This is a genomic window from Streptomyces sp. NPDC047453 (assembly GCF_040643155.1).
Taxonomy (GTDB): domain Bacteria; phylum Actinomycetota; class Actinomycetes; order Streptomycetales; family Streptomycetaceae; genus Streptomyces.
Genome location: NZ_JBEYTS010000025.1, coordinates 1 through 24568, shown reverse-complemented (window position 1 = coordinate 24568; position 24568 = coordinate 1). Strand labels below are relative to the sequence as shown.

Sequence of the window (24568 nt, the reverse complement as noted above, 5' to 3'; positions counted from 1 at the left end):
GAAAGAGCACGTACTTCATTCTCCCATGGCGCGGGCCGTGCCATGCCCGGACGGAACGTCCAGGACGGCCGCCCGCCCCTAGGAGGAACCTCCAAGCGCGAGGGCGACGTCCAGCGCCGGCCGGCCGCCCGCCGAGGCGGCGAAGACCTCCTCGGCGATCTCCCACTCCTCCGGCCTGGCCCGCGCGTACGCCTGCCAGCCCCGTACCACGATCAGCATCCCGCGCTCCACGGCCTCCGCGGGCCAGAGGGTCTCGTCGCCGAGGCTGTCGGCCAGCGCGTCCCAGTTCCGTCCGAACCAGCCGGGCAGTGCGAGGGCACGGGCGGCGCGGTCCATCAGTCCCGCCTTGTCCGTGACACCGTCGAGGTCCAGCGTGACCACGACCCGGCCCGCCAGGTCTTCGCTCATCTCAGCACCGCCCGGAACGTGTTGTAGTGATCATCGGTGTAGTAGAACTCCCCGCCCTGGCCGGTGACGATGCGCCTGGCCCCGCGGTCGCGCGACCCCGGGGTCCGCACCGTGTACTCGTGGTAGTAGCCGCGCGGCTCCTTGGGCAGCCGCCCCTCGAAGTTGCCGAACACGGTGTTGTCCTGCCGGTACGGGTAGGGGCCGCCCTTGTCGACGAGGTCCAGGGTCTGCCGGGCCTCGGCCGGCAGCCGGGACTGGCTGATCGTGGCCATTCCGCGGGCCCACGACGGGGCGGAGGGGTCGGAGCCGGTCTGCCCGGAGGGCGAGCAGCCCGTCAGAAGGACGGCGAGCGTGACGAGGAGCCCCGCGAGCACACGGGGGACGAACCGCAGCAGCATGTCGTCGATGCTCCCACGGCCGTCCCGCGCACTCTCGTCAGGGGCCGTCCGGGTCCGCCCTGTTGAGAGCGGGCCTGGGGGTGGGCCCCGCCGTCATCAGGTAGTCCGCGGCCGAGGTGTCCGTGACCAGGCTGGTGACCAGCCCGGACCGCAGCACCGCGTCGATCGCCGCCGCCTTGCGCTGCCCGCCCGCGATCGCGACGACCTCGGGGATACGGCGCAGCTGGTCGGCCTTGACCGTGATGCACCGCTCCCCCAGGTCCCGTCCGATCCGGCGGCCCTCGGCGTCGAAGAGGTGCGCGGCCATCTCGGCGGAGACACCGAGCGAGGCGTAGTGGGCCCGCTCCTCGTCGCTGAGCATGTCGTGCACCGTCGAGATGCCCGGCTCCCAGGAACCGATGGACACACAGGCGACCGTGACCTTGTCGAAGTACTCGAAGGCGCGCGCGATCCCGGTCTGGTGCCGCAGCGCCGCCGCGGTGGCCGCGTCCGGCAGCAGCATCGGCGCGTAGATGGGGTGGGCGTCGCCGCCCGAGACCTGGGCGGCGCGGCGCACGGCCTCCACCGAGCCGCGTTCGGAGGTCCCTGCGTCGTACACCCCCGTCAGCTGCACCACCGTGCACGGCGGCAGCCGGTTCAGCGCCGCGGCCATGTGGATGGTGGAACGGCCCCAGGCCAGACCCAGCACGTCTCCCTCGTCGACGAGCTCGCCGAGCAGATCGGCGGCTACTTCGCCGAGGTTCTCGGGGTCGGGCGTCTCCTCTGCCTCGGCCGGGGACTCGACCACGACGGCGTGCCTGAGGCCGTAGCGGGCGCGGAGCGCGTCGGAGCGCTCGGCGTCCAGCTCGGCCGGCACGCGGATCTCGATGCGCACGAGATCCCGTTCGAGAGCGGTTTCCAGGACCCGGGCCACCTTGAAGCGGCTGACGCCGAACTCCTCGGCGATCTGGATCTTCGATTTGCCCTCGAGGTAGAAACGGCGGGCCATGGCCGCCGCCTGCACCAGCTCAGCGGGTCCCATCCGCATGGCTGACCGGCCCGCCGACATACCCGACACGGCGATCTCCTCACTGCTGTTCACATTCTGGATTCACCGTTCATCCTTGCAGATCCGGCGCGCTTGATCAGCCCTGATAAGGAGCCGTTCACACAGCCGTTGTTCAGTGGCCGCACGCCCAGGACGCCTTGGTGGTGGCCGATTCCGCCTGACCGCGCAGGGCACGCACCGCTTCGGCGGGGTCTTCCGCACCGTAGACCGCCGAGCCGGCGACGAACACGTCCGCGCCCGCCTCCGCGCACCGCTCGATCGTCGAGGCCGACACTCCGCCGTCGACCTGGAGCCACAGCTGGAGGCCGTGCTTGCCGATCAGCTCCCGGGTGCGGCGGATCTTGGGCAGCATGATGTCCAGGAAGGCCTGACCGCCGAAGCCCGGCTCCACCGTCATGATCAGGAGCATGTCGAGCTCGGGGAGCAGGTCCTCGTACGGCTCGATGGGGGTGGCGGGCTTGAGGGCCATCGAGGCCCGGGCGCCCTTGGCACGGATCTCGCGGGCCAGCCGGACGGGGGCGGCGGCAGCCTCGACGTGGAAGGTCACGGAGGAGGCACCCGCCTCGACGTACTGCGGCGCCCAGCGGTCGGGCTGCTCGATCATCAGGTGGCAGTCCAGCGGGGTGTCCGTCGCCCGGGCCAGGGACTCCACGACGGGCACGCCGAGCGTGAGGTTCGGGACGAAGTGGTTGTCCATGACGTCGACGTGGAGCCAGTCGGCCCCTTCGACCGCCTTCGCCTCCTCGGCGAGGCGCGCGAAGTCGGCGGACAGGATGCTGGGGTTGATCTGCACGGCCATGACCCAAGCGTGCCATGCCCGGGCCCGCCGGCTCCCCCCGGTACCCGGCTGGGCGCCGGGATGCCGGCGGTCGTGAGGCACGGGCGCGGGCGGGGCCGCCGTATGCGGGTGCGGCTGGGGGCGCACCCGCGTGCCCGCTCCACGGACGCATCGCGAGGTGGCGCGGGCCGGACCCGCGAAGGGGCCGGTCAGCCGGTGCGGCGGATCAGGGCCAGGTACATCGCGTCGGTCCCGTGCAGATGCGGCCACAGCTGTACGTCGGGACCGTCACCGAGGGCCCCGACGCCCGGCAGCAGCGGGCGGGCGTCGATCAGCTCGGCCTCGGGGAACTGCTTGAGCACGTCGGTGACCACGGCGCGGGTCTCGGCGAGGTGCGGAGAGCAGGTCGCGTAGCCGACCACGCCGCCGACGCGCACCGACTCCAGGGCCGTGCGCAGCAGGCCGCGCTGGAGCGGGGCGAAGCCGTCCAGGTCCTCCGGGCGGCGCCGCCACCGCGCCTCGGGGCGCCTGCGCAGGGCGCCGAGCCCGGTGCAGGGGACGTCGACGAGGACACGGTCGAAACTGCCCGGCCGCCAGGCGGGGCGCGTGCCGTCGGCGGCGATCACCTGGTACGGGCCGGGATTGCCGGCCAGCGCCTTCGCCACCAGACCGGCCCGGTGGGGCTGCTTCTCGGAGGCGAGCAGGACGGCTCCGCGCTCGGCGGCGAGCGCGGCCAGCAGGGCCGCCTTGCCGCCGGGGCCCGCGCATCCGTCGAGCCACTTCCCGTCGGGGCCGTCGAGGGGCGCGTTCGCCAGGGCGAGCGCGACGAGCTGGCTGCCCTCGTCCTGCACGCCGGCCCGGCCCTCCCGTACGGCGTCCACGGCGCCCGGTTCGCCGCCCTCGGTCAGCCGTACGGCGTACGGCGACCAGCGGCCCGGCAGCGCGGCCTCCTCGCGCAGCAACTCCTCGGTGCCGGCCCGTCCCGGCCGGGCGACCAGGGTCACCTCCGGCCGCTCGTTGTCGGCCTCCAGCAGGTCCTCGATCCCGGCGCGTCCGCCGCCGAGGGAGTCCCACAGGGCGGAGACGACCCAGCGGGGGTGGGAGTGGACGACGGCGAGGTGGTCCTCGGGGTCCTCGTCGTAGGGCGGGGCGACCTTCTCCAACCATCCGTCGAGGTCGTGCTGCGCGACCTTGCGCAGCACGGCGTTGACGAACTTCGCCCGCCCGTCGCCGAGGACGACCCGGGCGAGCTCGACGGTGGCGGACACGGCGGCGTGACTCGGGATGCGCGTCCCGAGGAGCTGGTGGGCGCCGAGGGACAGCACGTCCAGGACGGGCGGGTCGACCTCCCGGAGCGGGCGGTCGACGCAGTCCGCGATGATCGCGTCGTACGTTCCCTGGCGGCGCAGCGTGCCGTACACCAGCTCGGTGGCCAGCGCGGCGTCCCGGCCGTCGAAGTCGCCCTTCTCGCGTGCCTTGCGCAGCAGCGGGGGCAGGACCAGGTTGGCGTAGGCGTCCCGCTCGTCCACGGCGCGCAGCGCCTCGAAGGCGAGGATGCGGACGGGGTCCTTCTGGGGTCGGCGGTAGGGCTTGGCGGGCCTGCGGGGCCGACGGGTGTCGCTCACGGAAAAGGTGCTCCGGTTGTCTGGGTGCGCCGCGCTCGGACACGCGGTGCACCCAGCCTACGTCCCGGTTCGGGCCGCCCGGTCAGCCGCCGAGCGTCTCGCCCTCGGCGATGCGCACCCCGCGCGCCCAGTCCGCCGCCCGCATCGGCTTCTTGCCCTGCGCCTGCACCCACAGCAGCTCGACGGCGTACGAACCGGTGCCGACGTGGACGTCGTTCTTGCCGACGGCGAGCGCGCCCGGGGCGAGGTCGGTGCGCTGCGGCGCCGGGGCGGCCTGGATCAGCTTGAGCCGCTCGCCGCGGAACGTGGTCCAGGCGCCGGGCGCCGGTGTGCAGCCGCGTACCACGCGGTCCACGCGCAGGGCGGGCGCCGTCCAGTCGACCCGGGCGTCCTCGACGGTGATCTTGGGGGCGAGGGTGACGCCCTCGGCCGGCTGCGGCACGGCCTCGAGGGTGCCGTCCTCGATGCCGTCCATCGTCGCGGCGAGCAGTCCGGCCCCGGCGAGGGCGAGCCGGGTGAGCAGGTCGCCGCTGGTGTCGGTGGGCCGGATCCGCTCGGTGACGGTGCCGTAGACCGGGCCGGAGTCGAGTCCTTCCTCGATGAGGAAGGTGGACGCGCCGGTGATCTCGTCCCCGGCCATGAGGGCGTGCTGCGCGGGGGCGGCGCCGCGCCAGGCGGGCAGCAGGGAGAAGTGCAGGTTGACCCAGCCGCGGGCGGGGATGTCGAGGGCCGCCCTGGGCAGCAGGGCACCGTAGGCGACGACCGGGCAGCAGTCCGGGGCGATCTCCTTCAGCCGTTCCAGGAACTCCGGGTCCCGCGGCTTGAGGGGCTTGAGCACCTCGATCCCGGCTTCCTCCGCCCGCTCGGCGACCGGGCTCGCGACCAGCCTGCGCCCGCGCCCCGCCGGCGCGTCGGGCCGGGTGACGACGGCGGCCACCTCGTGCCGCCCGGAGGCGAGCAGGGCGTCCAGAGCGGGAACGGCGACCTCGGGGGTACCGGCGAAGACGAGCTTCATGGGGTGGCTTGGGCCTCTCGGGCGGATTGGACGGCGGGCAGCGCACCAGTCTATGACCACGGACGGAAGCCCGCGGCTGACGGGCGGGGCGGCGGGCGGCGGACCAGGCGGCAGATGACCGGGGCGGGTGGCGGGCCGCGGGGCCAGGCGACGGGCGGCGGGCGGCGGGCGGCGGCCCAGGCGGCAGATGACCGGGGCGGGTGGCGGGCCGCGGGGCCAGGCGACGGGCGGCGGGCGGCGGGCGGCGGCCCACGGAGCGGGCAGCGGACGACCGGGCCGGGCAGCGGACGACAGTCCAGGGGCGGACCGCAGAGCCGAGCCGTAGACAACAGGACCAGGCGGCAGGCGGCGGACCGCAGAGCCGAGCCGCAGATGACCGGACCAGGCAGCGGACGGCAGGTCGAACGGGCGACCACGGAGCCGGGCAGCAGGTGACGGGGCCGGGCGGCAGATGACGAGGGAGGGCCGTCGGCCGCCCGTGCAGCGCACGTCCGGCGCGCCGGGGGCGTACGAATGTTTCCCTACGCCCCCATACCGTGACCCGTGGAGGGCAAGCGCGTTGGTCAAGGAAGAGTTGACCCCAGCGGGCCGCCTGCTCGGCCCGATTCCTTTCAACGCCGGTTCGAGAGGCTTGTTCATGGCCGACCACGCAACCCACGACGCCCAGGCCCGGGCGAGCCTGCACTTGCTGGTGCGGGACATCGAGCGGGTCCGCCGGCAGGTGGACGCGCTGCGCACGCTCACCGCCCAGCTGGGCAACGTCTACCGCCCACGCCGCTCCGGCCCCTCCACGGGCTTCGTCGTCTACGGACGCGCCCCCGCCCCGACCGTCCGCCTCGCGCAGGAGCTGCGGGACAGCGTCGAGACCCTGGTCACGGCCGCCGTGGACTTCGACCGCTCGCTCGGCTTCTCGTGGGACGCCGTCGGCTCGGCCCTCGGCGTCACCAAGCAGGCGGTCCACCGGCGTTACGGCGCCCGCCGTGCGGCGGCCCAGGCGGCCACCGAGACCGAGCGGACCCCGGAGCCGACGGGCAGCCGTACGGTCAATGTCGGCACCGGCATCGCCACGGTCCCCGCGGCCCGCTCCATGCCGACCCAGCCGATGTCCGGCAGCCCGGTCCTGCGCGACGAGCCCCGCCCCACCGCCTTCCCCAGCCCCCGCAACGGCTGACGACCCCTTCCCGTGTCCCCTCCCGGCGGGCATCCGGGAGGGTTCTGACACCCCCGCCGACCGGGCATCGACGACGCCCCGTCGGCCCCCCTCTCACGCGGTCCCGGGCGCAGCCGGACACCATGCGGCCCGCTCACCCGCCCCGGCCCGACAGCCGCCGCGCACCTCGGCGAGGCCCGTGCCGGTACGACGTGAAACGGCCTCCGCCGCCGCGCCAAGCCCTCGGGCGCACCTCCAGGCACACCGGCCCCCACAGCCCCAACCGCCCGATCCGACCGGCGATCCGTCCACCTCGGGGCACCAACTCGCCCGCGCCGCACAGAGACTCGGACCTCTGCGCCCGCGGCCCGGCCGGGACGCGCACCTGCGGCAGAACGGCAGTACAGGCGGTCGGAGTTCGCAGCCCCTCACCACGCGGGCGTCGCCGAGTCAGCCGATGTCCGGTGGGTCGACGCGTACCCACACCGGGTCGTGGTTTCCGCGGGCCATACGGGCCGCCTGGGCGGACTTGAGGGCGGAGGCCAGTGCGGCCCCGCTGCCGGGCGGGACGCGGATCAGGGCCCGGGTCCAGTGCTCGCCGGGCGGAGGCGCACCGGAGCGGCGGGGGCGGCCCGGAGGCGTGACCGGCAACGGGACAGGGCCCAACACCTCCGCCTCCCGCGGCAGTTCGACGGTGGGGAGGAAGTCCGAGACCGCCTCCTCCGGACCCGACACGGCCGCCATCCGGGACACCGGCGGGAACCCGAGTTCGGCGCGTTCGGACAACTCCCGCAGGGCGTGACCGACGGGGTCCCAGCGCACCAGCGCCTGCACGGGCCGCAGGGTCGGCTCGGCGACGACGACCACGGTGCCGCCCGCCGGCTGCGGCCGGACGAGCGCGGCCGCGGCGATCCAGCGCCGCAGCGCGTCCTCGCCGGCGCGCAGATCGGGGCGCCCGAGCATGGCCCAGCCGTCCAGGAGCAGGGCCGCCGCGTATCCGCCCTCGGCGACCGGCTCCGCGCCCGGGGTGCTCACCACCAGCGCGGGTGTCCCCGGCACCGTGTCCAGCACGTGCTCGCGTCCCGAGGTCCGCACGGGTACGGACGGGAACGCCCGGCCCAGTTCCTCGGCGGTCCGCCGGGCCCCGACGACCTGGGCCCGCAGCCGGAACGAGCCGCACTCCGGGCAGTGCCAGGCGGACTCCTCCCGCCCGCACCAGCCACAGGCGAGCGCCCCCGCGTCCTGCCCCTGGAGGGGTCCCGAGCAGTGCCGGCACCGCGCGGGCGCTCGGCACTGCGCGCAGGCCATCCGCGGTACGTAGCCCCGGCGGGGCACCTGTACCAGCACGGGCCCGTGCCGCAGTCCCTCCCTGGCCGCCTGCCAGGCCAGCGAGGGCAGCCGGGCCGCCCGCGCGGCCTCGTCCCGGGCGAGTTCGGCGTCGCCCACCGTGCGCACGAGCGGAGCCGCCCGCCGCACCTGCTCCCTCGCGGCGACGAGCGGCCGGGCCCAGCCGCTCTCGACGAGCTGTGCCGCCTCCACCGTGCAGCTCCAACCGCCCAGCAGGAAACCGCACTTGTCCTGCGCGGCGCGCAGCAGCAGCACCTCGCGGGCGTGTGGCTGCGGCGCGTGCTGCTCGCTGTGGCTGTCGTCCCCGTCGTCCCACAGCGCGACCAGCCCGAGATCCCGCACCGGCGCGAACATGGCGGCCCGGGTGCCGACGACGGCCCGTACGGAGCCCCGGCGCACGGCGAGCCACTGCCGGTACCGCTTCTCGGGCCCGGCGTCGGCGGTGAGCAGCGCGTGCCGTCCCTCGCCGAGGAGGGCCGTCAGCGCGACGTCCACCCGGGCGGCGGCCCGCCCGTCCGGAACGACGACGAGCGCACCGCGTCCCGAGGCGAGCGCGGCGGCGACGGCGCGGGCCAGTTCCTCGCTCCACTCGGGCCCCGGCAGCGCGTTCCACACGGCACGCGGCGAGCCACCCGCGGCCAGGGCCTGCACGAACGCGGCCCCCCGCTCGTAGCGGGCCCAGGAGCCCGCGTCGGGTGCGGGCGGCGGCGGCAGGGGTGCGGGCGAGGGCCGTTCCTCGGCGCGTGCCCTGCGCGGCGGCACGGCGAGTTGGAGTACGTCGGCGACGCTGCCCGCGTACCGGTCGGCGACGGCCCGTGCCAGGCCGAGCAGTTCCTCGCTGAGCACAGGCTCGGGCGACACGACCTGGGCGAGCGCGGCGAGCGGTCCCGCGTAGTCGGACTCGGCCCGGCGCTCTATCAGGTACCCGTCGATGAGCCCGCCGCCCTCGCGCCGTCCCTCGCGCACCCGGTGCCGTCCGGCTCCGAACCGCACGCGCACCCGCACTCCGGGCCGCGCGTCGGCGTCCAGTTCGGCGGGCACGGCGTAGTCGAAGTAACGGTCGAGGTGCAGTGCGCCCTTGTCGACCAGTACGCGCGCCACGGGCAGTTCCCCGGCGAGCGCGGCACCGCGCCAGGTGCGCGGCTTGGCCCGCGGCTCCTTCGCCTTGCGCACGCTCTCCCGGATGAGCGCAAGCTGTTCCGGCGGCGCCCCCTCGGCCCCGCCGTCCCCCGTCCCGTTCTCGCTGCTCACGCTTGCATTCTTACCAAACGGGACCGACAACCGACGGCGAGCGAGGCCCGGACCCTCCTGGGGTCCGGGCCTCGCTCACGTCTCGCGGCGGACGGGGTCCTGCGGCCCCGGTCCTACAGCCCCGCCGCCTCGCGCAGCGCGTCCACGCGGTCGGTGCGCTCCCAGGTGAAGTCGGACAGCTCGCGGCCGAAGTGGCCGTAGGCGGCGGTCTGGGCGTAGATCGGGCGGAGCAGGTCGAGGTCGCGGATGATGGCGGCCGGACGCAGGTCGAAGACCTGGTCGATCGCCTTCTCGATCTTCTCGGGCTCCACCTTGTGGGTGCCGAACGTCTCCACGAACAGACCCACCGGCTCGGCCTTGCCGATCGCGTAGGCGACCTGGACCTCGCAGCGGGAGGCCAGGCCCGCCGCCACCACGTTCTTGGCGACCCAGCGCATCGCGTACGCGGCCGAGCGGTCCACCTTGGACGGGTCCTTGCCGGAGAAGGCGCCACCGCCGTGGCGGGCCATGCCGCCGTAGGTGTCGATGATGATCTTGCGACCGGTCAGTCCGGCGTCGCCCATCGGGCCGCCGATCTCGAACCGGCCGGTGGGGTTGACCAGCAGCCGGTAGCCCTCGGTGTCCAGCTTGATGCCGTCGTCCAGCAGCGCCTTCAGCTCCGGCTCGACGACGAACTCGCGGATGTCGGGCGCCAGCAGCGATTCCAGGTCGATGTCGGAGGCGTGCTGCGAGGAGACGACCACGGTGTCCAGGCGGACCGCCTTGTCGCCGTCGTACTCGATGGTGACCTGGGTCTTGCCGTCCGGGCGCAGGTAGGGGATCGTGCCGTTCTTGCGCACGTCCGACAGGCGCTTGGACAGCCGGTGCGCCAGGAAGATCGGCAGCGGCATCAGCGTCGGGGTCTCGTCGGAGGCGTAGCCGAACATCAGGCCCTGGTCGCCCGCGCCCTGCCGGTCCAGCTCGTCGAAGTCGTCGCCCTCGACCCGCGACTCGTACGCCGTGTCCACGCCCTGGGCGATGTCCGGGGATTGCGCGCCGATCGAGACGGACACGCCGCAGGAGGCGCCGTCGAAGCCCTTCTTGGAGGAGTCGTAGCCGATCTCGAGGATCTTGTCTCGGACCAGGGTCGCGATGTCCGCGTAGGTCTTGGTCGTGACCTCGCCGGCCACGTGCACCAGGCCGGTGGTGATCAGTGTCTCCACGGCGACCCGGGAGGTCGGGTCCTCGCGCAGAAGCGCGTCGAGAATGGTGTCGCTGATCTGGTCAGCGATCTTGTCGGGGTGACCCTCGGTCACGGACTCCGAGGTGAAGAGGCGACGGGACACAACGCTCCCTGGGGTTGCAGCGGCTGCTGGCTGATCATTGGCGGACGGGCACGGGGCTGCGCCCGGCGTCGTCCGAGAACAGTTTATCGGTCGCGCTCGGCCACCGGCCCACCTGTCTCGCCTCTCGGGAGCGCTGTGACCTGCGGCACGGGCATTCTGCCCAAGCCCGGCGACCTTGACCAGAGTCGCCACGCGCCGGGCTTCGGCGTTTAGGGGGCCGGGCGAGGGCAGGGGGCGCTCAGCCCAGCCGGGCGGCCACCAGGTCCCACACGGTGTCGGCCAGCGCCTCCTTCGGACCGTGCGGCACGGGGGTCTCGCCGCCGTCGGCGGCCAGCACCACGGCCTCGTTCTCCTCCGCGCCGAAGGTCCTGCGCTCCCCCACCTCGTTGACCACGAGCAGGTCGCAGCCCTTGCGCGCGAGCTTCTTGCGCCCGTTGGCGAGGACATCGTCGGTCTCGGCGGCGAAGCCCACGATCACCTGTCCGGGCCGCGCCCGTTCGGCTGATATCTCCGCGAGGATGTCCGGATTGCGTACCAGCGCGATGGGCGCGGGGTCCTCGCCGTCCTTCTTCTTGATCTTGCCGGCCGCGTAGGTCACGGGACGGAAGTCGGCGACCGCTGCGGCCATGACCACCGCGTCGGCGTCCGCGGCGGCCTTCAGCACCGCCTCCCGCAACTGCACGGCCGTGCCGACCCGGACCAGGTCCACGCCCGCCGGGTCCGGCAGGGCGGTGTTGGCGGCGACGAGCGTGACCCGGGCCCCGCGGGCCGCCGCCGTCCGCGCGAGGGCGTAGCCCTGCTTGCCGGAGGAGCGGTTGCCGAGGAAGCGGACGGGGTCGAGGGGCTCGCGGGTGCCGCCGGCGCTGACGACGACGTGCCGCCCGGCGAGGTCGGGCTCGGTCGCGCCCCGGGCGAGCACTCGGCGGCAGACCTCGAAGATCTCCGCCGGGTCGGGCAGCCGGCCCTTTCCGGTGTCGACGCCGGTCAGCCGGCCGACCGCCGGTTCGATGACGACGGCGCCGCGGCGGCGCAGCCTCGCCACGTTGTCCTGGGTGGCCGGGTGCTCCCACATCTCGGTGTGCATCGCGGGGGCGAAGACCACCGGGCAGCGGGCGGTGAGCAGGGTGTTGGTCAGCAGGTCGTCGGCAAGGCCGTGGGCGGCCCTGGCGAGCATGTCGGCGGTGGCAGGGGCGACGACCACCAGGTCGGCCTGCTGCCCGATGCGGACGTGCGGGACCTCGTGGACGTCGTCCCAGACCTCGGTGGAGACGGGGTGGCCGGACAGGGCGGACCAGGTCGCGGCGCCGACGAAGTGCAGCGCGGAGGCGGTCGGCACCACACGCACGTCGTGACCCGACTCGGTCAGCCTGCGCAGCAGCTCGCACGCCTTGTAGGCGGCGATGCCGCCACCGACCCCCAGAACGACCTTGGGCTTGCTCACCGGGCCTCCCCGCACTCGACAACAGGCACGCCGCGGCTCGTCGGCGTACGCGTCCATGCTGCATCATCGCGGGATCGCCTCCCGCACCCCCCGAGCACACCACAGGCCCGGCAGTCGCGCTGCCGGGCCTGTGGAAAAACCTCCTGCGATCTGCAGATATGAAGAACCGCAGAAATTACTGACCCGGGCCCTCGATGGCCTCGGACGTCAGCAGACCCGCGTTGATCTCGCGCAGGGCGATGGAGAGCGGCTTCTCGTGGACGTGGGTGTCGACGAGCGGACCGACGTACTCGAGGAGGCCCTCGCCGAGCTGCGAGTAGTACGCGTTGATCTGGCGGGCCCGCTTGGCCGCGTAGATCACGAGGCTGTACTTCGAGTCGGTGGCCTCGAGGAGCTCGTCGATCGGCGGGTTGATGATGCCCTCGGGCGCGGAGATGGAAGAGGACACGCTCTACCTTCCGATGGATGGGAAAGAATCAGTCGGTGCGACCGTCACGGTCACTGTCACGATCACACAACGTCCATCAAGGCTAGCAGCTCGCGAGCCACGTCCTTGACGGAGGTGTTGACCAGGGTCTCGTCGAACTCCGGCTCGGCCGCGAGTTCGACCTTCGCCGCCTCCAGCCGCCGTTCGATGACCTCGGGCGGCTCGGTCCCCCGCCCGGTGAGCCTGCGCACGAGCTCCTCCCAGGAGGGAGGAGCCAGGAACACCAGCCGCCCCTCGGGCATGGACTCGCGGACCTGCCGGGCGCCCTGGAGGTCGATCTCCAGCAGCACCGGCACACCCGACTCCAGGTGCTCCAGCACGGCGGCGCGCGGCGTGCCGTAGCGGTTGCCCGCGAACTCGGCCCACTCCAGCAGTTCGCCGTTGGCGATCATCTTGTCCATCTCCTCGTCGGTGACGAAGAAGTAGTGGACGCCGTGCTGCTCACCGGGGCGGGGCTTGCGGGTCGTCGCGGACACCGACAGCCAGACCTCGGGGTGTTCCTTGCGCATATGGGCGACGACCGTGCTCTTGCCGACCCCTGAGGGGCCGGAGAGCACGGTCAGCCGCGGACGTGCGTCCGGGGGTACGGGGGTCGCGCCCCGGGGTGTTACAGCCATGCGCCGATTATTCCAGCAATGGCACGATGCCCGGGACGTCGGCCCCAAGCCCCCGGATTCAGGAGCCGGTGCTGCCGAACTCGCGCTCCAGGGAGGCGATCTGGTTGGACCCGAGGCCGCGCACGCGACGGCTCTCGGAGATGCCGAGCCGCTCCATGATCTGCTTGGCGCGGACCTTGCCCACGCCCGGCAGGGACTCAAGAAGGGCGGAGACCTTCATCTTGCCGATGACGTCGTTCTCCTGGCCCTGCTTGATGACCTCGTGCAGGGAGGCGCCGGAGTGCTTGAGTCGATTCTTGACCTCGGCCCGCTCCCGGCGAGCCGCGGCGGCCTTTTCGAGCGCGGCTGCGCGCTGTTCAGGGGTTAGGGGCGGAAGAGCCACGCCTACGTCACCTCGGATGTCGAACTGTCGGATACGGACCGGTGAGGAACCTAGTCGCCCCACACCTGGGGAGCTACGAGCAACACACTTGCCCGTTCTCCCCTACCTGGAGGGCGTGGGAGGCGCCCCCACTCGACGGAGACTAGCGGTCCCGTCCGCCAGAGTCAGCGAGAACAGCGGAAAAGTCCTGGTCAGCCTCCGTCAGGTCGGGCATTTAGGACATAATGCCCTGGATTTGAGGATGTATCCAGGCTCAGGCGGGCCCCGGGCCGCCCGCCCGGTGACTCAGCCGCCGGTCACCGCACTCCTGATCTCCTCCGCGAAGCGCTCCGCGGCGCCGCGCAGCGCCCCCACCTCGGGACCGTGACGCAGAACACCCCGGCTGACGCTCGGGACCACGTTGCGCACCGCGGAGCCGAACACCCGCGGAAGGTCGGCCGGCGTCGCTCCCTGCGCGCCGATCCCCGGCGCGAGCAGCGGCCCGCCCATGTCCAGGTCGTACGACGACAGGTCGCCCAGCGTGGCCCCCACCACCGCGCCGAAGGAGCCGAGCGGGGCCTGCCCCGCGTTCTCCTCGGCGAGGTGCGCGAGCACGGTCGCGGCGACGGAGCGTCCGTCGGGCCGCACGGCGTGCTGGACCTCGGCGCCCTCCGGGTTGGAGGTCAGGGCCAGCACGAACAGGCCCGCGCCGCTCTCCCGCGCCAGGTCGACCGCGGGCCTCAGCGACCCGTAGCCGAGGTACGGCGAGACGGTGAGCGCGTCCGAGAACAGCGGGGCGTCCTTGCGCAGGAACGACTCGGCGTAGGCGGCCATGGTCGAGCCGATGTCGCCGCGCTTGGCGTCCATGACGACCAGCGCCCCGGCCGCCCGGGCCTCCTCGACCGACTTCTCCAGGACGGCGAGGCCGCGCGAGCCGAAACGCTCGTAGAAGGCGCTCTGCGGCTTCAGGGCGGCCACCCGGTCGGCCAGCGCCTCCACCACGGTGCGGCTGAACCGCTCCAGACCGGCCACGTCGTCGTTCAGGCCCCACTCGGCGAGCAGCGAGGCGTGCGGGTCGATGCCGACGCACAGCGGGCCGCGCTCGTCCATGGCGCGACGCAGACGCGTGCCGAAGGGTTCCGTCGGGCTCATGCCGTCTCCCCTGCCTTCCTTACGTCGGCGCCGACCGCGTCGGCGAGGGTGGCGTACGGGCTGGTCCGCAGGCGTGCGGCGAGCCCCTTGTGGATCGCGCGGCTCCAGAACGGCCCCTGGTAGACGAAGGCGCTGTAGCCCTGGACCAGGGTGGCGCCGGCCAGGATGCGCCGCCAGGCGTCCTCGGCGTCCTCGATGCCGCCGACACCGACCAGGGTGATGCGGTCGCCCACGCGCGCGTAGAGGCGGCGCAGCACCTCCAGGGAGCGCGCCTTGAGCGGCGCGCCCGAGAGCCCGCCGGTCTCCTTCACCAGCGAGGACGCGGACGTCAGCCCGAGTCCCTCGCGCGCGATGGTGGTGTTGGTGGCGATGATCCCGTCCAGGCCCAGTTCCACGGCGAGGTCGGCGACGGCGTCGACGTCCTCGTCGGCGAGGTCCGGCGCGATCTTCACCAGCAGCGGCACCCGGCGCCCCGGCACGACCCGGTCGGCGGCCTCGCGCACGGCGGCAAGGAGCGGGCGCAGCGCCTCGGTGGCCTGGAGGTCGCGCAGTCCGGGTGTGTTCGGTGACGAGACGTTGACGACCAGGTAGTCGGCGTACGGGGCCAGCCGCTCGGCGGACTTCACGTAGTCGCCGACGGCCTCCTCCTCCGGGACGACCTTGGTCTTGCCGATGTTGACGCCCACGACGGTCCTGAACACGGGCGTGCGCGAGGCCAGGCGCGCGGCGACGGCGAGCGAGCCCTCGTTGTTGAAGCCCATGCGGTTGATCAGCGCGCGGTCCGCGACCAGCCGGAACAGCCGCTTCCTGGGGTTGCCGGGCTGCGGCTCCCCCGTGACCGTGCCGATCTCGACGTGGTCGAAGCCGAGCATCGACATCCCGTCGATCGCCACGGCGTTCTTGTCGAAGCCGGCGGCGAGCCCGAAGGGGCCGTGCATCCGCAGCCCGAGGGCCTCGGTGCGCAGCTCCTTGTGGCGGGGGGCGAGCACGGCGGCGGCGAAGGTGCGCAGCACCGGGACGCGGGCGGCGAGGCGGATCCAGCGGAAGGCCAGGTGGTGTGCCTGTTCCGGGTCCATCCGCTGGAAGAACAGACGGAAGAAGAGCTTGTACATCACTGAGTCCTCGGGTGTCCTCGGGGCCTCATGGGTCCCCATGGGTCCTCGTGCGAAGGGGGACACCGTTTCCGGTGTCCCCCTCGGGTCCGCTAGTCGCGGGTCGCGGTCAGGAATCCCGCGTGTTCCTGGAGGGAGCGGACACCCACCTCGCCGCGGTGGAGGGCGTCGATGCCCTGGACCGCCGCGGCCAGCGCCTGGACCGTCGTCAGGCACGGCACGGAGCGCGCCACGGCCGCGGTACGGATCTCGTAGCCGTCCAGGCGGCCACCGGTGCCGTACGGGGTGTTGACGATGAGGTCGACCTCGCCGTCGTGGATCAGCTGGACGATGGTCCGCTCGCCGTTCGGCCCGGCGCCCTGGGACTGCTTGCGCACGACCGTGGCGTTGATGCCGTTGCGCTTGAGCACCTCGGCCGTGCCGGAGGTGGCGAGCAGCTCGAAGCCGTGGGCGACCAGCTCACGGGCCGGGAAGATCATCGACCGCTTGTCCCGGTTGGCGACCGAGATGAAGGCGCGGCCCTTGGTCGGCAGCGGACCGTAGGCCGCCGACTGCGACTTGGCGTACGCGGTGCCGAAGACGGAGTCGATGCCCATGACCTCGCCGGTGGAGCGCATCTCGGGGCCGAGGACGGTGTCCACACCGCGTCCGGAGGTGTCCCGGAAGCGGCTCCAGGGCAGCACGGCCTCCTTGACGGAGATCGGCGCGTCCAGCGGCAGCGTGCCGCCGTCGCCGTTCTTCGGCAGCAGCCCCTCCTCGCGCAGTTCGGCGATGGTCGCGCCCAGCGAGATCCGGGCGGCGGCCTTGGCGAGCGGCACGGCGGTCGCCTTGGAGGTGAAGGGGACCGTACGGGAGGCGCGCGGGTTGGCCTCGAGGACGTAGAGGATGTCGCCGGACAGCGCGAACTGGATGTTGATCAGGCCGCGCACCCCGACACCGCGCGCGATGGCCTCGGTGGAGGCCCGCAGCCGCTTGATGTCGAACCCGCCGAGCGTGATCGGCGGCAGCGCGCACGCCGAGTCGCCGGAGTGGATGCCGGCCTCCTCGATGTGCTCCATGACGCCGCCCAGGTACAGCTCCTCGCCGTCGTAGAGGGCGTCGACGTCGATCTCTATGGCGTCGTCCAGGAACCGGTCGACGAGCACCGGGCGGGAGGGGCTGATCTCGGTCGACTCGGCGATGTACGCCTCCAGGCGCGCCTCGTCGTACACGATCTCCATGCCGCGGCCGCCCAGGACGTAGGACGGGCGGACCAGGACCGGGTAGCCGATCTCGTCGGCGATGGTCTTGGCCTGGGCGAAGGTGGTCGCGGTGCCGTGCTTGGGGGCCGGCAGGCCCGCCTCGGCCAGCACCTGGCCGAAGGCGCCCCGGTCCTCGGCCGCGTGGATCGCCTCGGGCGGGGTGCCGACGATCGGCACGCCGTTGTCCTTCAGGGCCTGTGCCAGGCCCAGCGGGGTCTGGCCGCCGAGCTGGACGACGACACCGGCGATGGGGCCGGCCTGCCGCTCCGCGTGGACGATCTCCAGGACGTCCTCCAGGGTCAGCGGCTCGAAGTACAGCCGGTCGGAGGTGTCGTAGTCGGTGGAGACGGTCTCCGGGTTGCAGTTGACCATCACGGTCTCGTACCCGGCGTCGTGCAGCGCGAAGGAGGCGTGCACGCAGGAGTAGTCGAACTCGATGCCCTGGCCGATGCGGTTGGGGCCGGAGCCCAGGATGATCACCGCGGGCCTCTCGCGCGGGGCGACCTCGTTCTCCTCGTCGTAGGAGGAGTAGAAGTACGGCGTCCGCGCGGCGAACTCGGCGGCGCAGGTGTCGACCGTCTTGTAGACCGGGCGGATGCCGAGCGCGTGCCGTACCTCGCGGACCACGTCCTCGCGCAGGCCCCGGATCTCGCCGATCTGCTGGTCGGAGAAGCCGTGCCGCTTGGCCTCGGCGAGGAGTTCGGCGGTGAGCTCGGGCGCGTCGGCCAGCTCGTCGGCGATCTCCTTGATCAGGAACAGCTGGTCGACGAACCACGGGTCGATCTTCGTGGCGTCGAAGACCTCCTCGGCCGTGGCGCCCGCGCGGATGGCCTGCATCACCGCGTTGATCCGGCCGTCGGTCGGGCGGACGGCCTCGCGCAGCCGTTCGTGCCGGTCGCCGGGGTCGCCTACGAACGTGAACCGGCTGCCCTTCTTCTCCAGCGAGCGCAGGGCCTTCTGGAGGGCCTCGGTGAAGTTGCGGCCGATGGCCATGGCCTCGCCGACCGACTTCATGGTGGTGGTCAGAGTGGAGTCGGCCTGCGGGAACTTCTCGAAGGCGAACCGGGGCGCCTTGACGACCACGTAGTCGAGGGTCGGCTCGAAGGAGGCCGGGGTCTCCCGCGTGATGTCGTTGGGGATCTCGTCGAGGGTGTAGCCGACGGCGAGCTTGGCGGCGATCTTGGCGATGGGGAAGCCGGTCGCCTTGGAGGCGAGCGCGGAGGAGCGCGACACGCGCGGGTTCATCTCGATGACGATGACCCGGCCGTCCTCGGGGTTCACCGCGAACTGGATGTTGCAGCCGCCGGTGTCGACGCCGACCTCGCGGATGACGGCGATGCCGATGTCCCGCAGGATCTGGTACTCGCGGTCCGTGAGCGTCATCGCCGGGGCGACGGTGATGGAGTCGCCGGTGTGCACGCCCATCGGGTCGAAGTTCTCGATGGAGCAGACGACCACGACGTTGTCGTGCTTGTCGCGCATCAGCTCCAGCTCGTACTCCTTCCAGCCGAGGATGGACTCCTCCAGGAGCACCTCGGTGGTCGGCGAGAGAGTCAGGCCCTGTCCGGCGATGCGGCGCAGTTCCTCCTCGTCGTGCGCGAAGCCGGAGCCGGCGCCGCCCATGGTGAAGGAGGGGCGGACCACGACCGGGTAGCCGCCGAGCTCGTCGACGCCGGCCAGGACCTCGTCCATGGTGTGGCAGATCACGGAGCGGGCGGACTCGCCGTGCCCGGTCTTGCGCCGGACGGCCTCCACGACCTCCTTGAACTGGTCGCGGTCCTCGCCCTTGTGGATGGCCTCGACGTTGGCGCCGATCAGCTCGACGCCGAACTTCTCCAGGACGCCGTTCTGGTGCAGCGAGATGGCGGTGTTGAGCGCGGTCTGGCCACCCAGGGTGGGCAGGAGGGCGTCGGGGCGCTCCTTGGCGATGATCTTCTCGACGAATTCCGGGGTGATCGGCTCGACGTAGGTGGCGTCGGCGATCTCCGGATCGGTCATGATCGTCGCGGGGTTGGAGTTGACGAGGACGACCCTGAGGCCCTCGGCCTTCAGGACGCGGCACGCCTGGGTGCCGGAGTAGTCGAACTCGGCGGCCTGGCCGATGACGATCGGGCCGGAGCCGATGACCAGGACGGACTGGATATCGGTGCGCTTAGGCACGCTGGCCCTCCATCAGGGAGACGAAGCGGTCGAACAGGTAGGCGGCGTCGTGGGGTCCCGCGGCCGCTTCGGGGTGGTACTGGACGCTGAAGGCCGGCTTGTCGAGCAGCTGGAGGCCTTCCACCACGTTGTCATTGAGGCAGACGTGGGAGACCTCGACACGGCCGAAGGGGGTGTCGGAGACCCCGTCGGTGGGGGCGTCGACGGCGAAGCCGTGGTTGTGCGCGGTGACCTCGACCTTGCCGGTCGTACGGTCCTGCACCGGCTGGTTGATGCCGCGGTGGCCGTACTTCAGCTTGTAGGTGCCGAAGCCCAGCGCGCGGCCGAGGATCTGGTTGCCGAAGCAGATGCCGAACAGCGGCGTGCCGCGCTCCAGGACGCCTTGCATGACGGAGACGGCGTGGTCGGCGGTGGCCGGGTCGCCGGGGCCGTTGGAGAAGAACACGCCGTCGGGCTCGACCGCGTACACGTCCTCGACGGTGGCGGTGGCGGGCAGCACGTGCACCTCGATGCCGCGTTCGGCCATGCGGTGCGGGGTCATGCCCTTGATGCCGAGGTCGACTGCGGCGACGGTGAACTTCTTGTCACCGATCGCGGGGACCACGTACGCCTCCTCGGTGGCCACCTCGGCGGACAGGTCCGCGCCCTCCATCCGGGGCGACTCGAGGACCCGGGCCAGCAGCGCGGCGTCGTCCTGGAGGGCCGGGCCGCTGAAGACGCCGACGCGCATGGCGCCGCGCTCGCGCAGGTGACGGGTGAGGGCGCGGGTGTCGATGCCGCTGATGCCGACGACGCCCTGGGCGGCGAGCTCCTCGTCCAGGGTGCGCTGGGCACGCCAGTTGGAGGGCCGGCGCGCGGGGTCGCGCACGACGTAGCCGGAGACCCAGATCCGCTTCGACTCGGGGTCCTGGTCGTTGACGCCGGTGTTGCCGACGTGCGGGGCGGTCATGACGACGACCTGGCGGTGGTACGACGGGTCGGTGAGCGTCTCCTGGTAGCCGGTCATCCCGGTGGAGAACACGGCCTCGCCGAACGTCTCCCCCACGGCCCCGTAGGCACGGCCGCGGAAGATCCGGCCGTCCTCCAGGACGAGTACGGCGGGAACCCTCGAGGTTCCCCTGGTGGAGGTGGTCATCGTTCGGCGCCTTCCGTGCTGTTCTTCTCGATCATGGAGTTGAGGGCCTCGACCCATTCGGTGTGCTCGGCCGCCCGGTCGGAGCGGAACCCGGAGTCGATCAGGCGATCGCCGTGCTCCCAGGTCACGACGAGCAGCCCGCCCTCGGTGAGCACCTTGCCGGCGATGCCCTTGTCGAGCCGGGCCCCGCGCAGCCGCTCGGCCGGGACGAAGAAGTCGCTCGCTCCGGGGCGCACCACGTCCAGGCCCGCGCCGGTCAGGGTCAGCTCGGCCCGGCTGCGGGTGCCCAGGCCGCGCGCCACGATGCGGTCCAGCCACTGTCCGGCGGTGGTGGATCCGTGGTAGCGGCCGGTCATCGTCAGTTTCGCCGGACCGGGTTCCTCGGGTGTGCTCGGCAGCTCGGGCAGGTCGCCCTGGAGGGTGGCGCGCCACTTCCAGCCCTCGCGCATCAGCCAGTAGACGAGGGCGATGAACAGGACGAGGCCGATCAGCCAGCCGATACGGGCGGCCCAGTCGGTGACCTCGGCCGATTTCCCTTCCGTGGCGATTTCGGTCGCGAGCCCGGCTGCGAGCAGAGGTGCAGGTGTCACGTGAGCTTCCCGTCGACGAGCGTGGCCTTGCCCCGGAGCCACGTGTGGGTGACACGGCCCGGCAGCTCACGTCCCTCGTACGGGGTGTTCCTGCTGCGCGAGGCGAAGCCCGCGGGGTCCACCTGCCCACGGTATGCCGTGTCGACCAGCGTGAGGTTGGCGGGCTCACCTGCCGAGACGGGGCGGCCGTGGCCGACGGCCCGCCCGATCCGGGCCGGCGCGAAGGACATGCGGTCCGCGATGCCCGCCCAGTCCAGCAGGCCGGTGTCGACCATGGTCTCCTGGAGCACCGACAGGGCGGTCTCCAGGCCGACCATGCCCATGGCGGCCGCGGCCCACTCGCAGTCCTTGTCCTCGTGCGGGTGCGGGGCGTGGTCGGTGGCGACGATGTCGATCGTGCCGTCGGCGAGCGCCTCGCGCAGGGCGTGCACGTCCCGCTCGGTGCGCAGCGGCGGGTTGACCTTGTAGACCGGGTTGTAGGTACGCACCAGCTCGTCGGTGAGGAGCAGGTGGTGCGGGGTGACCTCGGCGGTGACCTGGATGCCGCGGGACTTGGCCCAGCGGACGATCTCGACGCTGCCCGCGGTCGACAGGTGGCAGATGTGGACGCGGGAACCGACGTGCTCGGCGAGCAGGACGTCGCGGGCGATGACCGACTCCTCGGCGACGGCCGGCCAGCCGCCCAGGCCCAGTTCGGCGGAGACGACGCCCTCGTTCATCTGGGCGCCCTCGGTCAGCCTCGGCTCCTGGGCGTGCTGGGCGACGACACCGCCGAAGGCCTTCACGTACTCCAGCGCCCGGCGCATGATCACCGCGTCGTCGACGCACTTGCCGTCGTCGGAGAAGACGGTGACCCCGGCGGCCGACTCGTGCATGGCGCCGAGTTCGGCGAGCTTCCTGCCCTCCAGGCCGACCGTGACGGCGCCGATGGGCTGCACGTCGCAGTAGCCGTGCTCCCGGCCCAGACGCCAGACCTGCTCGACGACGCCGGCGGTGTCGGCCACGGGGAACGTGTTGGCCATGGCGAACACGGCGGTGTAGCCGCCGGAGGCGGCCGCGCGGGTGCCGGTCAGGACGGTCTCGGAGTCCTCCCGGCCCGGCTCGCGCAGATGGGTGTGCAGGTCGACCAGGCCCGGCAGCAGCACCTTGCCGTCGGCCTCGACGATCTCGGCGCCCTCGGCGGACAGCCCGGTGCCGACCGCCTCGACGGCCTCGCCGTCGATCAGGACGTCCTGCGGCGCGCCGCCGAGCACCCTGGCACCACGGATCAGGATCTTGCTCATGTCTCTTACTTCTCCTCGGTGGTGCGGGCTTGGGCGGCGGGTTCCATGCCGCCGAGCAGCAGGTACAGCACGGCCATGCGGATGGAGACGCCGTTGGTGACCTGCTCGACGGCGGTGCAGCGGGCGGAGTCGGCGACCTCGGCGGTGATCTCCATGCCGCGGACCATCGGACCGGGGTGCATCACTATGGCGTGCTCGGGCATCCTCGCCATCCGCTCGCCGTCCAGCCCGTAGCGCCGCGAGTACTCGCGCTCGGTCGGGAAGAAGGCGGCGTGCATCCGCTCGCGCTGCACGCGGAGCATCATCACCGCGTCGGACTTGGGCAGCGTGGCGTCGAGGTCGTAGGAGACCTCGCAGGGCCAGGACTCGACGCCGACCGGCAGCAGGGTCGGCGGGGCGACCAGGGTGACGTCGGCGCCGAGGGTGTGCAGCAGGTCGACATTGGACCGGGCCACCCGGCTGTGCAGCACGTCGCCGACGAGGGTGACGCGCCTGCCGGACAGGTCCTGGCCGAGGCCCGCGTCCCTGCCGACCAGCCGGCGGCGCAGGGTGAAGGCGTCGAGCAGGGCCTGGGTGGGGTGCTGGTGGGTGCCGTCGCCGGCGTTGATGACGGCGGCGTCGATCCAGCCGGAGTTGGCCAGCCGGTACGGGGCCCCGGAGGCGCCGTGCCGGATGACCACGGCGTCGACGCCCATGGCCTCCAGGGTCTGGGCGGTGTCCTTCAGGGACTCGCCCTTGGACACGGAGGATCCCTTGGCGGTGAAGTTGATGACGTCCGCGGACAGCCGCTTCTCCGCGGCCTCGAAGGAGATCCGGGTGCGGGTGGAGTCCTCGAAGAAGAGGTTGACGACGGTGCGGCCGCGCAGGGTCGGCAGTTTCTTGATCGGCCGGTCGGCGACCCGGGCCATCTCCTCGGCGGTGTCGAGGATCAGGACGGCGTCGTCGCGGGTGAGGTCGGCGGCCGAGATGAGATGACGCTGCATCTGTCAGGCTCCGTAAGGCGGTTCATTCGGGAGAATTGGGGCAGACGGGCGCGTGCGAGGGCACACGCGCGGGGCGTACGGCGATGCGTACGCGCGCGTGTTACGGCTGGTCGCCCTGGGCGGCCGGCTTGGCACCGAGCAGCACGGTGTCGCGACCGTCCTCCTCGGTGAGCAGGACCTTGACCGTCTCCCGCAGCGACGTGGGGAGGTTCTTGCCGACGTAGTCGGCGCGGATCGGCAGTTCGCGGTGGCCGCGGTCGACGAGGACGGCGAGCTGCACCGCGCGCGGGCGCCCGGTGTCGTTCAGGGCGTCGAGGGCGGCGCGGATGGTGCGGCCGGAGAAGAGCACGTCGTCGACGAGGACGACCAGGCGGCCGTCGATGCCGTCACCGGGGATCTCGGTGCGGGCCAGCGCGCGCGGGGGCTGCATGCGCAGGTCGTCGCGGTACATGGTGATGTCGAGCGAGCCGCAGGGGACCTTGCGCTCGGTGATCTGCTCGAGTTTGACGGCGAGCCGCTGGGCGAGGAAGACGCCCCGGGTCGGAATGCCGAGGAGCACCACGTCGTCGGCGCCCTTGGCGCGCTCGACGATCTCGTGGGCGATGCGGGTCAGCACCCGCTCGATGTCGGGGCCCTCGAGAACGGGCCGGGCATCGGAGGCTTGCGCGGTTTCGTGCGAGTCCATAAGAAACGGACCTCCTTCTCCGCCTCACGGGACGGACCTTAAAGGACGTCGGAATTGCGCCATACACGCTACCAGGTACCGGAGGCCTCCCCGATCACCCCCTTGGCGCAACGGGCCGCGGTTACCACGGAAGCAGCGCTGCGGACCATTCGGCTTGACGCGGCAGAGTAACGCTGCGTAACCTCACAGTGAGTTACCAGCCGCGCGGCGTGGCACCCGAGCCAGTCGCGTCGACACAGTGTCCGGGGAGCCATATGTCCAGCGAATACGCCAAACAGCTCGGGGCCAAGCTCCGGGCGATCCGCACCCAGCAGGGCCTTTCCCTCCACGGTGTCGAGGAGAAGAGCCAGGGACGCTGGAAGGCGGTCGTGGTCGGTTCGTACGAGCGCGGCGACCGTGCCGTGACGGTGCAGCGCCTCGCCGAGCTGGCGGATTTCTACGGGGTCCCCGTGCAGGAACTGCTGCCGGGCACGACCCCGGGCGGCGCCGCCGAGCCCCCGCCGAAGCTGGTCCTGGACCTGGAGCGGCTGGCCACGGTGCCGGCCGAGAAGGCGGGCCCGCTCCAGCGGTACGCGGCGACGATCCAGTCCCAGCGCGGTGACTACAACGGCAAGGTGCTCTCCATCCGCCAGGACGACCTGCGCACACTCGCCGTCATCTACGACCAGTCGCCCTCGGTCCTCACCGAACAGCTGATCAGCTGGGGCGTGCTGGACGCCGACGCGCGCCGCGCGGTGGCGTCCCACGAGGACAGCTGACCGCTCGGCAGACCTAGCAGAAACGTGCCGCCGGGGTGGCCGGAACCGTTTGGTTCCGGCCACCCTGGCCGCTTTTCCGCGGCCCTGAAGGGGCGGACGCGGCCCTGGCGGGGTGGACATGGTCCGGTGGGCCCGCGGGGGGCGTGCACACGGACGCCGAGGGGCCCCCAGCAGTACTGCTGCGGGCCCCACGGCGTCCGTGCGGGCCCCGGCGGCAC

The 24568-nt window shown here is 72.5% G+C and carries 22 protein-coding genes; 2 read left to right on the top strand and 20 right to left on the bottom strand.

Annotation, left to right across the window (positions count from 1 at the left end):
- Window positions 1-78: 78 nt before the first annotated feature.
- The 6 genes from ABZ818_RS22110 to fmt all read right to left on the bottom strand — a co-directional run bounded on the left by ABZ818_RS22110 (window position 79) and on the right by fmt (window position 5272).
- Complete coding sequence (locus ABZ818_RS22110) at window positions 79-408, bottom strand: barstar family protein (protein ID WP_361417071.1); 330 nt, start codon at window positions 406-408, stop codon at window positions 79-81.
- Window positions 405-806, bottom strand: a complete 402-nt coding sequence (locus ABZ818_RS22105) for a ribonuclease domain-containing protein (protein ID WP_361417068.1) — start codon at window positions 804-806, stop codon at window positions 405-407. The genes ABZ818_RS22110 and ABZ818_RS22105 overlap by 4 nt, the downstream gene beginning before the upstream one ends.
- A gap of 37 nt (window positions 807-843) precedes the next feature.
- Window positions 844-1887, bottom strand: coding sequence for a sugar-binding domain-containing protein (locus tag ABZ818_RS22100; RefSeq protein ID WP_361417065.1), 1044 nt, complete (start codon window positions 1885-1887; stop codon window positions 844-846).
- A 79-nt stretch (window positions 1888-1966) separates the two neighbouring features.
- Complete coding sequence (gene rpe / locus ABZ818_RS22095) at window positions 1967-2653, bottom strand: ribulose-phosphate 3-epimerase (protein ID WP_361417062.1); 687 nt, start codon at window positions 2651-2653, stop codon at window positions 1967-1969.
- 188 nt (window positions 2654-2841) lie between these two features.
- Window positions 2842-4257 carry a transcription antitermination factor NusB gene (locus ABZ818_RS22090; RefSeq protein ID WP_361417059.1) on the bottom strand — a complete coding sequence of 472 codons (1416 nt, stop codon included), beginning with the start codon at window positions 4255-4257 and terminating at the stop codon, window positions 2842-2844.
- Between the two features lie 82 nt (window positions 4258-4339).
- Window positions 4340-5272, bottom strand: a complete 933-nt coding sequence (gene fmt / locus ABZ818_RS22085; RefSeq protein WP_361417056.1) for a methionyl-tRNA formyltransferase — start codon at window positions 5270-5272, stop codon at window positions 4340-4342.
- Between the two features lie 637 nt (window positions 5273-5909).
- Between fmt and ABZ818_RS22080 the strand changes: the two genes are divergently transcribed.
- A complete protein-coding gene (locus tag ABZ818_RS22080; protein WP_361417053.1) occupies window positions 5910-6443 on the top strand; it encodes a hypothetical protein in 534 nt (177 codons plus the stop codon).
- A 429-nt stretch (window positions 6444-6872) separates the two neighbouring features.
- Here the strand turns inward: ABZ818_RS22080 and ABZ818_RS22075 are convergent, their stop codons facing one another.
- From ABZ818_RS22075 to pyrR, 14 genes are all read right to left on the bottom strand, one after another.
- Window positions 6873-9020: a primosomal protein N' gene (locus ABZ818_RS22075; protein ID WP_361417050.1), complete on the bottom strand. Its 2148-nt coding sequence runs from the start codon at window positions 9018-9020 to the stop codon at window positions 6873-6875.
- A 113-nt stretch (window positions 9021-9133) separates the two neighbouring features.
- Window positions 9134-10345 (bottom strand): methionine adenosyltransferase, encoded by a 1212-nt coding sequence (metK, locus tag ABZ818_RS22070; protein WP_361417047.1) that lies wholly within the window; start codon window positions 10343-10345, stop codon window positions 9134-9136.
- 238 nt (window positions 10346-10583) lie between these two features.
- Complete coding sequence (coaBC, locus tag ABZ818_RS22065) at window positions 10584-11786, bottom strand: bifunctional phosphopantothenoylcysteine decarboxylase/phosphopantothenate--cysteine ligase CoaBC (protein WP_361417044.1); 1203 nt, start codon at window positions 11784-11786, stop codon at window positions 10584-10586.
- A gap of 175 nt (window positions 11787-11961) precedes the next feature.
- Complete coding sequence (rpoZ, locus tag ABZ818_RS22060) at window positions 11962-12234, bottom strand: DNA-directed RNA polymerase subunit omega (protein WP_030577387.1); 273 nt, start codon at window positions 12232-12234, stop codon at window positions 11962-11964.
- A 62-nt stretch (window positions 12235-12296) separates the two neighbouring features.
- Window positions 12297-12890 carry a guanylate kinase gene (gene gmk / locus ABZ818_RS22055; protein ID WP_361417041.1) on the bottom strand — a complete coding sequence of 198 codons (594 nt, stop codon included), beginning with the start codon at window positions 12888-12890 and terminating at the stop codon, window positions 12297-12299.
- A gap of 58 nt (window positions 12891-12948) precedes the next feature.
- Complete coding sequence (locus ABZ818_RS22050; RefSeq protein WP_003977346.1) at window positions 12949-13272, bottom strand: integration host factor; 324 nt, start codon at window positions 13270-13272, stop codon at window positions 12949-12951.
- Window positions 13273-13557: 285 nt separating this feature from the next.
- Complete coding sequence (gene pyrF, locus ABZ818_RS22045) at window positions 13558-14403, bottom strand: orotidine-5'-phosphate decarboxylase (RefSeq protein ID WP_361417038.1); 846 nt, start codon at window positions 14401-14403, stop codon at window positions 13558-13560.
- Window positions 14400-15515 carry a quinone-dependent dihydroorotate dehydrogenase gene (locus tag ABZ818_RS22040; RefSeq protein ID WP_361417035.1) on the bottom strand — a complete coding sequence of 372 codons (1116 nt, stop codon included), beginning with the start codon at window positions 15513-15515 and terminating at the stop codon, window positions 14400-14402. Before ABZ818_RS22040 ends, pyrF begins: the two co-directional genes overlap by 4 nt.
- Window positions 15516-15607: 92 nt before the next feature.
- Window positions 15608-18916 (bottom strand): carbamoyl-phosphate synthase large subunit, encoded by a 3309-nt coding sequence (carB, locus tag ABZ818_RS22035; RefSeq protein WP_361417032.1) that lies wholly within the window; start codon window positions 18914-18916, stop codon window positions 15608-15610.
- The gene (gene carA / locus ABZ818_RS22030; RefSeq protein ID WP_361417029.1) at window positions 18909-20051 is read right to left on the bottom strand and encodes a glutamine-hydrolyzing carbamoyl-phosphate synthase small subunit; all 1143 of its coding nucleotides are present in this window, start codon (window positions 20049-20051) and stop codon (window positions 18909-18911) included. The genes carB and carA overlap by 8 nt, the downstream gene beginning before the upstream one ends.
- On the bottom strand, window positions 20048-20641 hold the full coding sequence (locus tag ABZ818_RS22025; RefSeq protein ID WP_361417026.1) for a hypothetical protein: 594 nt from the start codon (window positions 20639-20641) through the stop codon (window positions 20048-20050). Before ABZ818_RS22025 ends, carA begins: the two co-directional genes overlap by 4 nt.
- A complete protein-coding gene (locus ABZ818_RS22020; RefSeq protein ID WP_361417023.1) occupies window positions 20638-21924 on the bottom strand; it encodes a dihydroorotase in 1287 nt (428 codons plus the stop codon). Before ABZ818_RS22020 ends, ABZ818_RS22025 begins: the two co-directional genes overlap by 4 nt.
- A gap of 5 nt (window positions 21925-21929) precedes the next feature.
- Entirely contained in the window at window positions 21930-22907 is a 978-nt protein-coding gene (locus tag ABZ818_RS22015; RefSeq protein ID WP_361417020.1) for an aspartate carbamoyltransferase catalytic subunit, read from the bottom strand.
- A 100-nt stretch (window positions 22908-23007) separates the two neighbouring features.
- Window positions 23008-23592, bottom strand: a complete 585-nt coding sequence (gene pyrR, locus ABZ818_RS22010; protein WP_361417017.1) for a bifunctional pyr operon transcriptional regulator/uracil phosphoribosyltransferase PyrR — start codon at window positions 23590-23592, stop codon at window positions 23008-23010.
- Window positions 23593-23846: 254 nt separating this feature from the next.
- Between pyrR and bldD the strand changes: the two genes are divergently transcribed.
- Window positions 23847-24350, top strand: a complete 504-nt coding sequence (gene bldD, locus ABZ818_RS22005; RefSeq protein ID WP_242774960.1) for a transcriptional regulator BldD — start codon at window positions 23847-23849, stop codon at window positions 24348-24350.
- Window positions 24351-24568: the final 218 nt, after the last annotated feature.